15 protein-coding genes are annotated in these 15,280 nt (G+C 46.9%); 4 read left to right on the forward strand and 11 right to left on the reverse strand.

The genetic code is table 11. The annotated features are described in order from the left end of the window. Window positions 1–304 precede the first annotated feature (304 nt). On the forward strand, window positions 305–1,546 hold the full coding sequence (locus GK047_RS15465; RefSeq protein WP_163948314.1) for an MFS transporter: 1,242 nt from the start codon (window positions 305–307) through the stop codon (window positions 1,544–1,546). Window positions 1,547–1,770: 224 nt separating this feature from the next. Here GK047_RS15465 and GK047_RS15470 read toward each other — a convergent pair whose 3' ends face one another. The 8 genes from GK047_RS15470 to GK047_RS15505 form a co-directional block, all read right to left on the reverse strand. Next, on the reverse strand, window positions 1,771–2,784 hold the full coding sequence (locus GK047_RS15470; protein ID WP_163948317.1) for an extracellular solute-binding protein: 1,014 nt from the start codon (window positions 2,782–2,784) through the stop codon (window positions 1,771–1,773). An 81-nt stretch (window positions 2,785–2,865) separates the two neighbouring features. Then, complete coding sequence (locus tag GK047_RS15475; RefSeq protein WP_163948319.1) at window positions 2,866–3,945, reverse strand: ABC transporter ATP-binding protein; 1,080 nt, start codon at window positions 3,943–3,945, stop codon at window positions 2,866–2,868. Window positions 3,946–3,963: 18 nt separating this feature from the next. Further along, the gene (locus GK047_RS15480; RefSeq protein WP_163948322.1) at window positions 3,964–5,622 is read right to left on the reverse strand and encodes an ABC transporter permease; all 1,659 of its coding nucleotides are present in this window, start codon (window positions 5,620–5,622) and stop codon (window positions 3,964–3,966) included. 91 nt (window positions 5,623–5,713) lie between these two features. Then, entirely contained in the window at window positions 5,714–6,748 is a 1,035-nt protein-coding gene (locus tag GK047_RS15485) for an ABC transporter substrate-binding protein (protein ID WP_163948325.1), read from the reverse strand. A gap of 25 nt (window positions 6,749–6,773) precedes the next feature. Beyond that, window positions 6,774–7,559 (reverse strand): DUF3919 family protein, encoded by a 786-nt coding sequence (locus tag GK047_RS15490; RefSeq protein ID WP_163948328.1) that lies wholly within the window; start codon window positions 7,557–7,559, stop codon window positions 6,774–6,776. A 43-nt stretch (window positions 7,560–7,602) separates the two neighbouring features. Then, entirely contained in the window at window positions 7,603–9,039 is a 1,437-nt protein-coding gene (locus GK047_RS15495; protein WP_163948331.1) for a sensor histidine kinase, read from the reverse strand. Window positions 9,040–9,042: 3 nt separating this feature from the next. Then, the gene (locus GK047_RS15500; protein WP_205516806.1) at window positions 9,043–9,735 is read right to left on the reverse strand and encodes a response regulator transcription factor; all 693 of its coding nucleotides are present in this window, start codon (window positions 9,733–9,735) and stop codon (window positions 9,043–9,045) included. 41 nt (window positions 9,736–9,776) lie between these two features. Beyond that, a complete protein-coding gene (locus GK047_RS15505) occupies window positions 9,777–9,992 on the reverse strand; it encodes a hypothetical protein (protein ID WP_163948337.1) in 216 nt (71 codons plus the stop codon). Between the two features lie 31 nt (window positions 9,993–10,023). Here GK047_RS15505 and GK047_RS15510 point away from each other — a divergent pair, with 31 nt between their 5' ends. Beyond that, window positions 10,024–10,191, forward strand: coding sequence for a hypothetical protein (locus GK047_RS15510; protein WP_163948340.1), 168 nt, complete (start codon window positions 10,024–10,026; stop codon window positions 10,189–10,191). A 122-nt stretch (window positions 10,192–10,313) separates the two neighbouring features. Beyond that, window positions 10,314–11,753, forward strand: a complete 1,440-nt coding sequence (locus GK047_RS15515; RefSeq protein WP_240343979.1) for a lytic polysaccharide monooxygenase — start codon at window positions 10,314–10,316, stop codon at window positions 11,751–11,753. Between the two features lie 182 nt (window positions 11,754–11,935). On the opposite strand, the gene GK047_RS15520 is transcribed toward GK047_RS15515, so the two are convergent. Further along, window positions 11,936–12,301: a DUF2512 family protein gene (locus GK047_RS15520; RefSeq protein ID WP_240343994.1), complete on the reverse strand. Its 366-nt coding sequence runs from the start codon at window positions 12,299–12,301 to the stop codon at window positions 11,936–11,938. A gap of 520 nt (window positions 12,302–12,821) precedes the next feature. Between GK047_RS15520 and desA the strand changes: the two genes are divergently transcribed. After that, a complete protein-coding gene (gene desA, locus GK047_RS15525) occupies window positions 12,822–13,853 on the forward strand; it encodes a Delta(5) desaturase DesA (RefSeq protein ID WP_163948349.1) in 1,032 nt (343 codons plus the stop codon). A gap of 72 nt (window positions 13,854–13,925) precedes the next feature. Here desA and GK047_RS15530 read toward each other — a convergent pair whose 3' ends face one another. Together GK047_RS15530 and GK047_RS15535 are read right to left on the reverse strand one after the other, a co-directional pair. Then, on the reverse strand, window positions 13,926–14,420 hold the full coding sequence (locus GK047_RS15530; RefSeq protein ID WP_163948351.1) for a YhcN/YlaJ family sporulation lipoprotein: 495 nt from the start codon (window positions 14,418–14,420) through the stop codon (window positions 13,926–13,928). 128 nt (window positions 14,421–14,548) lie between these two features. Continuing rightward, entirely contained in the window at window positions 14,549–15,097 is a 549-nt protein-coding gene (locus GK047_RS15535) for a hypothetical protein (protein ID WP_163948354.1), read from the reverse strand. Between the last annotated feature and the right edge of the window lie 183 nt (window positions 15,098–15,280).

Below are 15,280 nucleotides of genomic sequence, written 5' to 3' on the forward strand. Positions count from 1 at the left end.
TACACCGTGGTTTTGGAGGCGTTTTTGCACGTTATGTGGGACTCAATTAGTTACTGGTAGACTTCAGCTATAACAGAACTTTCACTAGCTGTCTGATAACAATAAAAAAGTATAATAAAAGTAATTAAATTCGGAGGTGTTCGATCATGTTAAAAAATAAAATATTTTCCTCAGAGCAACTTATGAAATTGGAGAAAGATGAGCGGTAGAGTGGCGCGTTCGAAGCTTCGCTTGACGTTTTGGATTGGCGTGGCACTCGTGACTCCTGCCCTCTATCGCAATTAGAAGGGCGGAAATATTTATTATGAAATTACATGCGTCACGAGTTTATACGATAATGGGATTTATGGTAGCTCTGGCTAACTCAACGATGTTCACCACATATGCGGTATACCAAATTATCGCGTTAGGCCTCAATCCCTTCCAGCTGCTTCTGGTAGGGGCGGTATTGGAAGTAACTGTACTTCTTTTTGAAGGGATAACAGGCGTTATCGCGGATACGTACAGCCGGAGATTGTCCGTCATTATTGGGATGTTTGTACTGGGCTTTGGTTTCATACTGGAAGGCAGCGCGATTTGGTTAGGTACGGGTAGCTCTGTTATTCCAGCGTTCTTGTGGTTACTTATTGCCCAGCTTATCTTCGGAGTAGGAGCAACGTTCGTCAGTGGGGCAGACACAGCCTGGATCGTGGATGAGGTAGGCGAAGAGCACGCAGGCGGCCTATTTCTGGAAGCGAAGCGCATTGGACTATATGGAACTTTAATAGGCATTGGGCTGAGCGTTGGGTTGTCGGCATTAGCCCCTAACCTTCCCTATGTTATCGGTGGTCTCATGTATGCAGTGCTTGGTGGCTTTCTACTGATTTATATGAAGGAGACGAAATTCACCGCCATGAAGCGAACAGCGGACACTTCGCATTGGCAGAACATGAAGGGAACTTGGGTTTTAGGTGCTCAAATGATTCGCCGTCATTTTGTATTAGTACTCATGCTAATCGTGACGTTGTTTAGCGGAGCGGCATCGGAGGGCTATGATCGACTCTGGCAGGCGCATTTTATCATGGATATTGGATTCCCTCAAAGCATTCAGTTCACGGCAGCCGCCTGGTTCGGCATCATCGCAGTGCTCTCTACGTTTTTAAGTTTATTTGCTATGGGGATTGCACAAAGAAGATTAGATATGTGTAATGAACATGTCGTTCTTCGGGGTATGATCGTGCTGACGATAGCGCGTATTGCTGCTATCTTGTCTGTTGCCCTCTCGTCTAATTTCATCTGGGTGCTGGTTTCTGTACTGATTTTAGAAGTAATACGGACAATGAGCGGGCCGATGTACGATACGTGGCTCAACCTGAATATTGAGAGCAGGTCGCGAGCGACTGTGCTTTCGATGATGAGCCAAAGCGACGCACTGGGCCAAACAGTTGGTGGGCCACTGGTCGGCTGGGTGGGGAATCGTTTCTCCGTGCGAGCGTCTCTTGTTGTGGCTGCTGTGTTGTTGTCACCGGTTCTGGTTTTGTTCAGTCGTGCACTTCGCAAACGATAAGAATAGGGTGCAGTGCATAGGGTTGAACAATTAATTGTCTTAACGGGCAGCGGAGGAATAATATCCGGCATGTAAAAGACTATCTTCCTAGTAGCTAGGACTACTTGAAAGATAGTCTTCTTCTTTAAAATATTTATATATACCACCTACATGCTAAATGAAAGAAAACGATAGATGTTTGCTGCTTCTTAGGGGAGTACTTTCACTGGAAAAGTAGTAACTCCTTACTCCAGCGCTGCCCGCCACTGGCTCAACAGCTGCTCGCGATGCTGAGCAGCGAGATCAAACCGATACGTAGCCAGCAGGTTTTCCAGCTTCACTGGTGCAAGAAGCGGGTTCACCGGGATATCCGGGGTCACGGGAAACGAAAAAGCTGTGTTCATGTAGTCCGTCTGCACTTCGCGGGACAACATGAAATCTACCAACTGCTTCGCCGCAGCCGGATTGTTGCCGCCCTTCAAGATCGAGACGGCGCCGATCTCCCAGCCGACTTGCGGAGGGACGAGCGAGCTGATGTTGTAGCCCGAGTTCTTAAAGCGCAGCTGGTCGCCGAGAAAGGAGACGACCGTCGCGACTTCGCCTTCGGCCAGTCGCTGTGCGCTCGTAATCCCGGCGAACGTCGTCGATGCGCTTTGTTTCTTAAGCGCCTGCATCAGATCGATCGCCTGCGCTTCGCCACGCTGCTGCGCAAGCGAAGCAAGCAGCGTATACCCCGTCCCCGACGTTTCCGGGTCGGGGATTTCGATCTTGCCCTTTAGCTCCGGGCGAAGCAAATCCTCATACCGCTGTGGCATCGGCAGCGCCGCAAGCTGAGGATCTTGTTGCCAGACGGTTTGGTTCACGCCAATGGCTAGCGCACCCATATACATGCCTGTCCAATAGCCGTCGCTATCCTTGTACTTGCCGGGAATACCGTTAACGGCAGGGGATAAATAGCGAAGGGACTTGCTCTTGGTTTTCAGCTGCTCATGCAGATCTGCCGGGCCGCCGAGCACGACATCGATGCCGGTTTTACCGAGCGTCAGCAGATGATAGCTTGCTTCCCCGCTCGACATCCGAATGAGTTCATACGGCTGATCGGTCTTTTTTTTGAACGTCTCCAGCAGAATACGTCCTTCATCCTCTTGAAAGATAACGTAAACTTTCAGTGCCTGGTTACTTTTCTTTTCCCCAAACAACCGAAAGCCAAGGAAGACCAAGGCGACTACGACGAGCGTAAGCAATGCCTTTTTCCACATACCCCTAACCCCTCCTGAACGGCCAAAAAAGGAAACCAAAGTTTCCCTTTTCTGCATGCTACATCGTTTATTTTTAACCCATTAGCTGATCTTAATTAAATGAATTTTATCGGCTGCGGCACTAAGGGTGACATTCCCCTCGAACCTGATGTGACCGATATCGTAGGCATCCACGATCCATTCTTTCATGTTATCGTCCAGAATGAAATATCGTTCCTTCTCGCCAAGGAACATAGACGATTTGACGAAGCCCTTCATGATAAAATCACCGATTTCGGGCTTATTAATTCGCATAGATTCAGGACGAATGCTCAGCAGCACCTTTTCGCCAAGCGTGACGGCTTCATCGCTATTCACACTTGTGGTGAGCCCGTGCTCAGCGTCATACTCGACAGTGGCCTTAGAGCCATCAACTTCGCGAACAACTGCATCCACGAAATTCGTTGTGCCGATAAAGTCAGCGACATAAGGGGTACGGGGCTTATAGTAGATCTCGTGCGGCGTACCGTACTGGTCAATTGCGCCTTTGTTAAAGACGACGATGTAATCCGACATCGACAGCGCCTCAAGCTGATCGTGCGTCACATAAATAACGGTCAGGCCAAGCTCCAGCTGGATGTTACGCAGCTCGACGCGCACTTCTTCACGCAGCTTCGCATCCAAATTGCTAAGCGGTTCATCCAAGAGGATGATCGGTGAGTTCATAACGAGCGCTCGCGCCATCGCCACACGCTGTTGTTGTCCGCCTGACATCTCATGCGGATATCGCTCTTCAAGACCGGTTAGCTTCACTTTCGCCATCGCTGATTTGACGCGATCCTGCACTTCTGCCTCAGGGCGTTTCTGAATATCCAACCCATAAGCGACATTATCGAACACGGTCATGTGCGGAAACAAGGCATACTCTTGAAAAACCATCGGCGTTCCACGCTTGTAGGGCGGCAGATCGTTAACGATCTGTCCATCGATGCGAATTTCACCTTCATCAATCGTATAAAAACCAGCAATCGATCGTAACAGCGTTGTTTTACCGCAGCCGCTTGGCCCTAGGAAGGTAATGAATTTACCGCGTTCAATCTGTAAGTCAATCTGTTTCAAGACGTGATTGGTACCAAATACTTTACTCACATTTTTTAAATCAAGCAATACGTTGGAACTCATATGCCTCACTCCTGACGGTTAGAAATCGAATATTTTGACCTTCGAGCGGAAAATAAGCTTCATCACACCAAGCGTAAGCAGAGTAGCACCCATCAAACCAACGGCTACAGCCGCCGCCCAGTAATAAGTGCCAGTCTCTGCGTAATTGAAGATGGAGACTGCAGCGACGACCCATTTGGGGGTAATCAGAAACACGATTGTGCTCAAGGTGTTCATATTTTTCATAAAAGCATAGACGAAGTTCGCCACAATCGTCTTTTGGAGCATCGGGAAGACGATGGTAGTTAGTGTACGGCGGCTATCCGCGCCAAGATTCGTTGCGGCTTCCTCAATCGATTTATCGACCTGCTTGAAGGAAGCCGTAAGTCCACGATAACCGACGGGCATCTGCTTGAGCAGCATGGCGACGATGATAAGGATGGCCGATCCTTGCAGGATGATAGGGCCTGAGCTGAAAGCGACGATCAAGGCTAGACCAACGAAGGTACCTGGTAAGGCAATGGGCAGCACGGCTGTGAAATCCAGCAATTTTTTGCCCGGAAATGGCTTGCGTACGACGACATAAGCTAACACGAGCGCAAAGCCTACAGCCAGAATTGAGCTGATTAGTGAAAGGACTAAGCTGTTCAGTACCGCAGGGCTGGAAGGGTTGAAGACGATTTTGAATATATGATCCAGCGTAAATGTGTTATCGCGTCCAAAATTTTTGGTGAAAGCGAATAAGAGTGTGATCGCAAACATGGATAAGATGAAGAGCGCCATGATGCTGTTGAAAATAAAGAGTAAAACATCGGTTTTACGAGACGTCGTCACTCGTTTCAAACCGGAAACGGGCTTTCCTGTAATCGTCGAATAAGAGCCTTTGGACAATAGCTTGCTTTGAATGACGAATACGAGCAAGGCAGGGATAACGAGAATAATGCCCATCACGGACGCGAGTCCGGGTTCGTTATTAATAATTTCTCCGTAGATTTCAACAGCCAAGAGGGAGTAATTGCCACCAATCAGCTTGGGATTTCCGAAGTCGGCGAAGCAGTTAATCGCTACAAGTAGGAAGGCATTAATGACGCCTGGAAGAGCTAATTTGAACGTAATTGTACGGAAAAGCTTGAAGCCGCGCGCGCCAAGGTTCTGAGCGGCGATTTCGAGGTTAGGCGAAATGGCACGAAGGACGCCTGTAATGGTCATGTAAGCAAGCGGGAAATAAGAAATCGTTTGGACAATCCAGAGCCCTGGCAGTCCGTAAAGATCTAGTTCAACGTTAAACCATGCCTTCATGGTCTGTGAAACCATACCGCCTCTGCCGAATAGGAGCAGGAAGGCAAGGCCCGTCATGACGGAAGGCGCAAGAATCGGGAGAAAGGCGATGAAGCGGAAAAACTTTTTTCCGGCGATGTTGCTGTAATGAATGGAATACGCATAAATAAAGCCGCAAACGGTTGCTGTCAAAGCGGATAAGGAGGAGCTGACGATGGTGTTTAGCAGGGCTGTACCGTAACGGCTTTTGCTAAAGAAAGTTTTCCAGTCAGCTCCGCCCGGCAGGGCAACAACATAAATGAGCGGGTAAATGACGAAGAGACAGAGAACGGCAAAACTGATGAGGACAAGAATCAGCGAAGATGGATCTTTGACCAGTCTGCTGACCGACGCGCCCATACCTTTTTTTTCTATCATCATAAGGGGCTTACGACCACCTTCCAAATTCATTGTGTAGGAGGGCATTGGAAGCTCGCGGTGACGCTTCCAATGCCAATTTGTAAACGCTTACTTATTTGAGGTTTTTCAACGCATCTTGCAGTTCTTTACGCTGTTCTGCAGCTTTCCACAAGCTGTAAGTAGTGTTGTATTTCGTTGTTTTGATATCAATACCGTTCTTGGGAATCGGTACAGAAGCCTTCACAGAAATGGCAAACGCGGACTCTGTGTACAGAATACCAGGTTCATTTGTAAGCATATAATCCATTAGCTTTTTCGCGCCTTCGGTGTTAGCGCCACCTTTGACGATAGCAAGGCCGCCAACTTCATAACCTGCTGCTTCTGGAACGATACTAACAATCGGATTCCCTTGATTTTTCAACTTTAGTTGGTCGCCAAGGAAGGTGATGCCAATTGTATATTCGCCTTTAGCGGCTTTCTGAATCGGTTCGATGCCGGATTTCGGTCTTTCCTTGAGGTTCGGCAAAAGCTGCGCAACGTACTTCAGCATTTCGTCTTTTCCCCATACTTGCGCAAGAGAAGCTACCGCTGTGTAGGCAGTTCCCGAAGTCGCAGGGTCGGACATGCCGACTTCGCCTTTGAATTTCGGATCTAACAGGTCTTTAAACGTTTGCGGATAAGCATCCGTCCCGTATTTTTCTTTCCAGCGATCCTGATTGATGCCAATCGCAATCGGATTGAGATAGAATCCCGTCCAGAAGCCATCTTTATCTTTTACATTCTCGGCGATATCCTTGGAATTCGGAGAGATATAGGCTTCTAAAGCGCCAGCTTTTTTCAACACTTCGTGGGAATCAGCAGGTCCGCCCAATAAGAAGTCGGCTTGTGGTTTGCCCATTTCATTTTGCACACGAGTGACCGCTTCACCGCTCGGCAGACGAAGCACGTCATAGTCGATGCCAGTTTCCGCTTTAAATTTATCTAGAATTTTGCGTGCTTCTTCCTCCTGGAAAATCGAGTACACCGTAATTTTACCCTTTGCTTTTCCGCCAAACACGCCTGATTTGTAAAGGAAGAATCCTGCAACCAATACAACAACAATGACCGACACGATCATGATGGAACTATTACTTTTTTTTCTAGCCATTTCTATCAACCATCCCCTCAGTAGGTTAGGAGGTATCGCTAAGCTTGAAATAGGCTTTGTGGTTCGTTTCATCCAACAAATCGAAAACAACGAAGTAAGCGTTGTCATATCGGTCGACATGCAGCCAATGTTTTCTGCTCTTCAGCTCGTCGGTCAATTGCACGACATAGTGGGCGCTGGGCCTCTCAGCCATAAAGTCAAAATGACTGAAATCGATAAGCCTTACGGCTGAGCGCATTTGTCTTGTCAATGCTGCGCGTTCAGCTTCGGATAGCGCTGTAAGCTTGCCATCTTGCAAACTGAACACCTCATGACTCGCATTCTCAATAGCCGCTCCTACCGTATCCGAAGTTAGCGTTTTATCGATTAGCATGTTCTGTAGCTTACGAATCTCAGCGCTAACTTCAAGTGAATTGACCGACTCCGACCCGAAGCTCAAGCCGCTGGTACCGATTTGAAACGGAACATCCTCCTGATCCAGGTAAGCAATTGAACCAGACAGCAGCAAACGGGAAGCGTTTGCACGATTCTGTTGCTTACCAGCGATTAACAAGCGGGAGAATGATGCTTTCCACGCAATGAGCTCCTTCGGATCGTCGATGGCGATAGTGCCGATTCCTGGGTACGTGATATTCATGCTCATCGGAACACCGTCGAACATGTCGCGGTTAGTTGACTCCTTAGGCACGATCCGCACTTCATCGATCCCAATACGAAACACATAGGCGAAAATACCGATCAACGAACACCCGATGACAATTTGCAATAAGATGAGACGTAACCATGAAAGCCCTTTCTTCTCCTCTTGCATGTAGATTACTCTCCTTTTATCTCAGAAAAATCGCTGATTTGTATCAATTTTGTAACAAAATCTGTGAAGGTTGCAGCTCAGTCTGGAAAAAAAGCTCAACATCCGTACTCTGCTCCTCTCGGCTCTGAACGGATATGCTGCCGCCTTGAAGCTTCATTAATTGTCTGCATAAGAGGAGACCCAGCCCATGAGATTGAGCTGAAATTGGGCGAGACGGCTTCTCATCAGCAGGGAGGAACAGCGCTTGCACTTCGCTGTCGCTCATCCCTTTGCCATTATCAGAGATTCTCACAATACATTGACCGTCCGCATGCTCTAGTCTTATGTGCAGCTGCGTGCACTCACTATGTTTAATCGCATTATCGATGACATTGAAAAGCACCTGTTGGGTGCGTTTAGGATCAAGGTACACCTGACAGGGATCTGCCAGCAAAGTTGTAGAGATCGCGGATTTGTTCAGTGTCGGCTCCAAGATGCGAAGGCTATCGCTCAGCAGCGCCGCTAGATCGGTGCGTTCGAGCTGTATGCGCCATGCTTCGTCTCCTTTAAGTGATGATTGCAGCAGTTCCTCGACCATCTGGAGTAGTCGCGTGCTCTCCTTGCGGATGTATACATTACATGTACGGATGTCGTCGGTTCGTTCCATTTTATCAATAAGGTCGGAGAAGCCGATGATGGAAGTGAGCGGCGTTTTCAACTCATGGGTTACATTATCGTAAAATGTTTTCTGCTTGCCTTGCTCGTAATGCAGCAGCTCGATATGCTTTTGCAGCGCCTCGGACATTAGATTGAAATCATCAGCCAGCTCACGAACCTCGTCTTGGCTGCGGACAATAATTTTGCGGCTGAAATCACCGATAGCAACAAGCTTGAGCGCTTGTTGCAGCGCGTGCAGCGGCTTCATAAGGAAGAAGGAGAAGGAGTAGCTTGCAAGCAATGCGATAAGCAAGCAGCCGAGGGCTACGCCAATAAACCATCTGCGCATCTCAGCGAGCGTCTGTTCATGCTGATTCAGGTCAAGCAGATAGCGGAAGCCGCCGACAATCCTCCCTTCGTAAGCGAAGGGGGAGGCATAGATGAGGACTTTGCCAGCCTCGCCTTCCGTGATAACGGTTGCCGTTTGCCCGCCAAGCGCGGCGACGATGTCGCTCCGTTTGACCAAATCCTCTTTGTTACCGCTGTCCCCGATAATCGTGCCTTCCGGATCAAATAACTGAACTTGGAAGTTGCTGTTAGCTGCCAAGTGAGAGGCGATCAAAGGCGCATATGTCCCTGAAAATAATTGTTCGATGCTGATTTTCTTATCGTTTACAATTTTCAAGGCTTCGATGCGGTGCAGCGAATAGTATTGGCTGAGTGTCTGCGAATCTCGTTCGATCATGCTTTTGCTTAGGGTGTAATTCACGACGACATACATAGCTGCGAGCAGCATGATGATCGTAATCGTATGCTGAATAAACAGTTTGTTGCGCAACCTCATCGCTCAAACCTCCAGCTTGTAGCCCGTCCCGTGAACGGTGGCTAGCACATGATCGTGAGGCTTCATTTTTTCGCGCAGGCGATTCACCATCATGTCGACAGACCGGGTCTGTCCATAGTAATCATAGCCCCAGACTTGATCTAGCAGGTGTTCGCGCGTAAACACCTTCTTCGGATTTTTGCACAGCAGCCAAAGCAGCTCAAATTCCTTGCTCGTTGTTTTTACGAGGCTGCCTGCTACTTTGAACGTGCGCTGTGTTTTATCGATTTCGATCACACCAACTTGTATGATGTCTATGGATTGAATTGTATCCGCTTTCATGCGGCGCATAACGGCGCGAATCCGTAGAATAAGCTCCCGAGCCTCGAAGGGCTTGGTTAAATAATCATCGGCTCCAAGCTGGAAGCCTAATATTTTGTCGTTCATTTCATTTTTGGCTGTGAGGACGATGACAGGAATCTCTTTATATATTTGCTGGAGCGTCTTCAACAGCTCGAAGCCAGACTGGTCGGGAAGCATGAGATCGAGGAGGATTAAGTCCGTGTGTCTAGCCCCCAGATGCTCGAGGCCCTCTGTGACTGTGCCGACGACCGCAGGTTGAAAGCCCTCAACCTCAAGGCTTAGTTTAAGCAGCATTTGGATGCTGGAATCGTCTTCAATAATGAGAATGTTCACTTCACTGGTTCCTTTCCGCATACCGTTGTTCTTTAAGCATTCGTCGTGCATAGGGAAAGTTCCTACAATGGAAGTGCCGAAAAGGACCCCGGTGTGATCCAAGCGATGTGGGATACGTCTTGGAAGTCACCGAGCTGATCGATTTTGTCAGTCTTAGCATTGGCGACATATACACCGTTCATACCGTCTTTTTCTTTGCAATATACGGCGAAAGCAGCATAGGTGCCGTCAGGGAACCAGCCGAAGCCGTAAAATTGTGTCGCGATAGCTATGGGCAAGTTCCGGAATTTCTTGCCCGGGTGGGCCGAAATGTCTAGGCAGGTCCCAGATTCATCGAAGCTCTACGCGTCAGATGCGTATGACAGATGGTTGTCGGAGCAACTGCCAAGGGGGAATTGTAATTATTTACATGGAAAATTAGGCGCTTGTCCTAGTCGTCTGGATGCATACAGTAGGCAAAGGTTAGGTATTGCGTAACTGGGCAAACGTGGAAACATCACGTAATGTAAAATAGTACATATTTTAACAACGAGAGGATGAGTTTTATGGGACAGCTTGGTCTACGCGGTAGGCTTGCGTTACGTGTTTCACCATTTCTGATGATGTTAGGATTACTGCTGCTTGGGGCAGCGCTATCCTTGGCGTTTGCACAACGCGCATCAGCGCACGGTTATTTAGAGGCGCCGACAAGCCGGACAGTTCTATGCCAGCAGGGGCAAAATACGGGCTGCGGCCCGATCCAATACGAACCTCAAAGTGTGGAGGGGAAAGGTTCCTTCCCTGAATCCGGTCCAGTTGACGGTCAAATAACGGGCGCTGATAAATATCCTGATCTCTATGAGCAAACGTCGGATCGTTGGAAGAAAGTGACGCTGAAAGGCGGCAAGCAATCCTTCACCTGGCATTTGACTGCACAGCACAGTACGAAAGAATGGAAGTACTACATAACGAAGAAAGACTGGGATCCCAATAAACCGTTAACTCGAAGCGAATTGGAACTCGTTTGCTCATTTAATGACGGTGGGGCGAAGCCAGCAGCTACAGTCACCCATGAATGTAATCTGCCGACAGACCGCAGTGGATATCAACTCCTCCTAGGCGTATGGGAAATAGCGGATACTGGCAACGCCTTCTATCAGGTCATTGACGTGAATCTGGTGAATGACGGAACGGGAGGACCTGTGGTAGAGATTCCAACAACGCCTACCCAGCTAAAGTCTACAGCTCAGACGGATACAAGCATTAATTTAAGCTGGTTAGCCTCCATGGCGCCGAGTGGGATCAAGCATTACGAAGTTTACCGGGATGGCAAAAATGTAGGCATAGCGACTCAACCGTCCTATGAGGATAAAGGTCTAAAGCCTTCCACCTCGTATACCTATCTCGTTGTATCTATTTGTGGAACTGGCGGACATTCGGCACCGAGTCAGTCGGTGACGGTTAGCACGAAAGCGTCAACCACTCCTCCCATGCCTGTTGATACTCAAGCGCCTACAGTTCCTTACAATGTACAGTCTGGCAGTCAAACGGATGCTAGCGTTGCACTGGCTTGGAGCGCCTCCACGGACAACGTGGGCGTTGTGAAGTACGACGTATATCGTAATGGCGGACTTGTGGGGACTGTTACGCAGCCATCGTATACGGACACTGGGCTTGCGGCTAATACGCCATACAGCTACTCGATCGTTGCTCTAGACGCAGCTGGTAACCAATCAGCGCGCAGCAGCGAACTCAAAGTGACTACAAAGCCTAAGAGTTCGCCAACAACGGACTGGGATACTTCTAAGGTATACCTAGAGGGTAACCGTGTAACTTATAAGGGGTTGGAGTATGCGGCCAAATGGTGGACGCAGGGCGAGCAACCGGATAGCTCCGATGTTTGGAAGTTGGTTAGTGCCGATGTCGTGCAGGCATGGAGCTCAAGTAGAGTTTATGTTGGACAAGCCAAAGTCAGCTACGAAGGAAAAATCTACCTAGCCAAATGGTGGACGAAAGGTGAAGTGCCTGGGAAATCCGATGTCTGGACGTTAGCGAAATAAGTTAATTAAAACTTGGATTTTCCTGAAAAGTAACGCCCCCATCCCCACTTACACGGTGGTTTTGGGGGCGTTTTTGCACGTTATTTGTGACTCTCTCATTCGCTGATCCCCTTCTGGGATCGCCTCTTTTTTATCTTTTCATATCGTGGTTTTAAGACGAATTCTATTTCTACTTTTCTTCGCTAGTTATCATCAAAGCTGGTTCGTCCGATCTTCCCTTTGTCCTTTTGAAAATAAATATGCACGAAGTACTCAATAATGCCGAATACTATGGCGATAATCGCCAAATTCGTAAAGGTGAAGGACCAGTGGAAAAAGAATTTTTCCAACATCCAGAAGTAAGCAAAGGCCAGAACTACATCTACTAGCGTTGCGACCCCGTTGCCAGTAAGTCTTAAGAGCAGTTGATCAATTGCAATGTAAGAGACTATGGAAAAAGCATACGAACCAAAGAGAGCTTCAATAAGAGTTGCTTGCGTAACATACATCAAGAGAGGAACTATAAAAACGCCATTTAGCAGCATCTTCACAAAGAACTTCCCAAGCATTCCCTTCACCTTCTTTCATCATTTAGAATGTGCACGGGCTTCTTCTTTAATATGACCTCATTGCACTTAGAATATGCTAATCATTGAGCCGCAGGAACTCAGCAGGGACAGCAGACTGAATGGAGCATAGCTACCACCGGATTGTGTCCAAGATAAGAAGCTATCAACTTATATATTAAAATAAATTTTCGCTGCTTAAATATTTTGAAGGAAAACATGATGATGGAGCGTCTAAGAGATCAGTGCCATCTGAGGGCGTGCCCTCCAGATTTAAATTGCGAGTAATTACACGGAAGATGCACTAACCGTCTCCAATGAGAATCCACTGAGAACTCCCTGGAAATGTAATTTATAAAAATTACTTATATTGCATTTTACAAATGAAAGAATCCCCCTTATGATGATGAGGTCGTGGTCTCGATCTCAGAAGTAATGGATACCTTTTCATTAGGGAGCGCGTAGTACACCAAGATGGAAACAAATAAGGTCCGATTTAAGTCGGAGAGGGAGTTTTATAAGAATGAGTTATGAAGATAAGGGTGGGTGGCGTTCAGATATCGCTCCTTACGAAAGACCACATCTTAAGCACAGTGTGTGGCAGATCATTAATACGCTCGTGCCGTTTTTCCTACTCTGGTATTTCGCCTATCTGAGTCTATCGGTTTCATTCTTGCTTACTCTTGTCTTTGATATCGTCGCAGCTGGATTTCTTATTCGAACGTTTATCATCTTTCATGATTGCTGTCATAAATCTTTTTTCAAAAATAAGCTCGCTAACGATGTACTAGGTACAATTACAGGTATTCTAACCTGTGTTCCTTATCACCAATGGCGTCATACGCATACCATTCATCACGCATCGAGCGGGAACTTGGATCGAAGAGGCGTTGGCGATATCTGGACGCTTACGGTAGATGAATATATTGCTTTATCTTGGATGAAAAGATTAGTTTATCGCCTGTATCGGAGTCCTTTTGTGATGTTCATCATCGGACCGATTTACATTTTCTTGATTGATTATCGCTTTAACCGCAAGCGTGCGGGAATGAAAGAACGCATTAACACGTACGTAACGAATTTAGGTATTTTTGGCGGAGCTGCCTTGTTGTGCTGGGCAATTGGTTGGCAGTCGTTTCTATTGGTACAAGGCCCTATGTTTTTCCTTTCAGGGGCAGCTGGAATCTGGCTTTTTTATGTACAACACCAGTTCGAGGAATCCTATTATGAAAATGACGAGGAATGGGATTATGTGAAGGCTGCTATGCACGGAAGCTCCTTCTACAATCTGCCGAAGTTCCTTCACTGGATTACAGGCAATATCGGTTTCCATCATATTCACCATTTGAGCCCGAGAGTGCCGAATTACTATTTGGAAAAGGCTCATAATAAAAATGAGGTTTTGCGGAATGTACAAACGATAACCTTACGTACAAGTCTGGAATCTCTTAAATTCCACATGTGGAATGAGGAAACGAAGAAGTTTATCGGCTTCAAGGATTTGAAGCGATTCGTAGTGAAGAAGCGAGCAGCGGCTGTGAAAACAGAATCTTAAACTAAAAAGCTGTCCTCAAAGTAGTTACTTTGAGCGACAGCTTTTTGTTGGTTTTGTGCTTTCTGAATAAGCCTAGTGCGCGTTCGGGAAAATTCGTTTTACGGTTTCGCTGAATTCTGCGAAGAAACCGGATACGGGCTTACCTTGGCGAACATCATTAACATACGTACTGATGCGGCCGAAAAAATCAGGATTTGTTGATACATAAACATTTTGAATATTGGGATCTGTCGCTCTTACTTGCTTAGCGATTTGATCCTCCACGTCACGTGAGAGCCCGGTTCCTTGATGAAGCACAGCGGCTACGTAGGCATTGCGATTGGTGACAAGCACATTAGCTTGTTGGACTTGATTTAATTTCAAAATGTTAGCTGCAGCTTGTTGGGCAATTTGGATCTTATTGTCGGTCTGTGCAGTCTGTGCGGTCTGCTGAGGAATCGTTCTATTCTGCATCGTGGTGCTTTGCTGTTGAATCTTGTTGTTATCTCGGGTGCAGCCTGTGAATAACAGTGTTGAAGCAAGTGCTGCTGCAAGAACAATTTGAGTAGCGTAGGGATGCTGTTTCATAGGGTTTCTCCTTTAGAAAGTGGATTTTGTCAACTTATTATGCGAACTTTAGTGAAAAATATGTGAAGCGTGCGTTTTGTTTTCTGGAAACAGGAAAAAAGCATGAAGCCATGAATAACTCCATGGTTTCATGCTTTATATGGTTTTAAGCAGTCTTTAAGGACTTTAAATTGTTTAAAGTCCTTCATATGTACGTTTATTCTTTTTAGGGCATAACGCCGCGGTCCCTTATCCTCGCATTGCGAAAGCTTTTCCATACACGTAAATAATTTATCGTTGAACGGACGGATATGTATAAGCTTAAGATGTAAGAGTTCTTGAAGATCGCTAGCAAAAGCATGGCTGACTTCACTTATAGAAGGGATTTCCATCCACTCGTTAATAGATACAGTGTCTGGGGTGAAATCCTGCCTGAAATCTTGGCCTGGAACCTGCTTCCAGAAGCTTTTCCACGTGTCAAGAAGGTCCATTTCCAAAAGTACATATTGTTGAAAGCCGCAAAGCCATGACGTACAGCTTGTGTTGCGCAATTGACATCCAACTCGATCTAATAAAAAGTCACAGCTGTTGCAACAAGATCCGCCGTTCGGTATGCATACCTTACAAATCGCTTCTGTTCCAACTCCTTGTAAAAATGCAAGTCCATGCTCAATGACCTGTTGTTTACTGACAACCATGCATCTCATCCTTCATATGTAATTGCGTCGAGAACTGCTGTAGGACGAAAGTATCGGAGTCGTCGGATTTCACTCGTGATGGTATTCGATATTGTTTGCGTTGTGAATCCATGTTATATGTCCTTTTGTTGATTGTAATAGTGTTCGCTGCCCATGCAACCTGTATTCTACTAAGGAGCTTGT

Origin of the sequence: Paenibacillus sp. SYP-B3998 (assembly GCF_010820665.1) — a bacterium.
In the GTDB taxonomy this organism is placed as follows: Bacteria; Bacillota; Bacilli; order Paenibacillales; family NBRC-103111; genus Paenibacillus_E.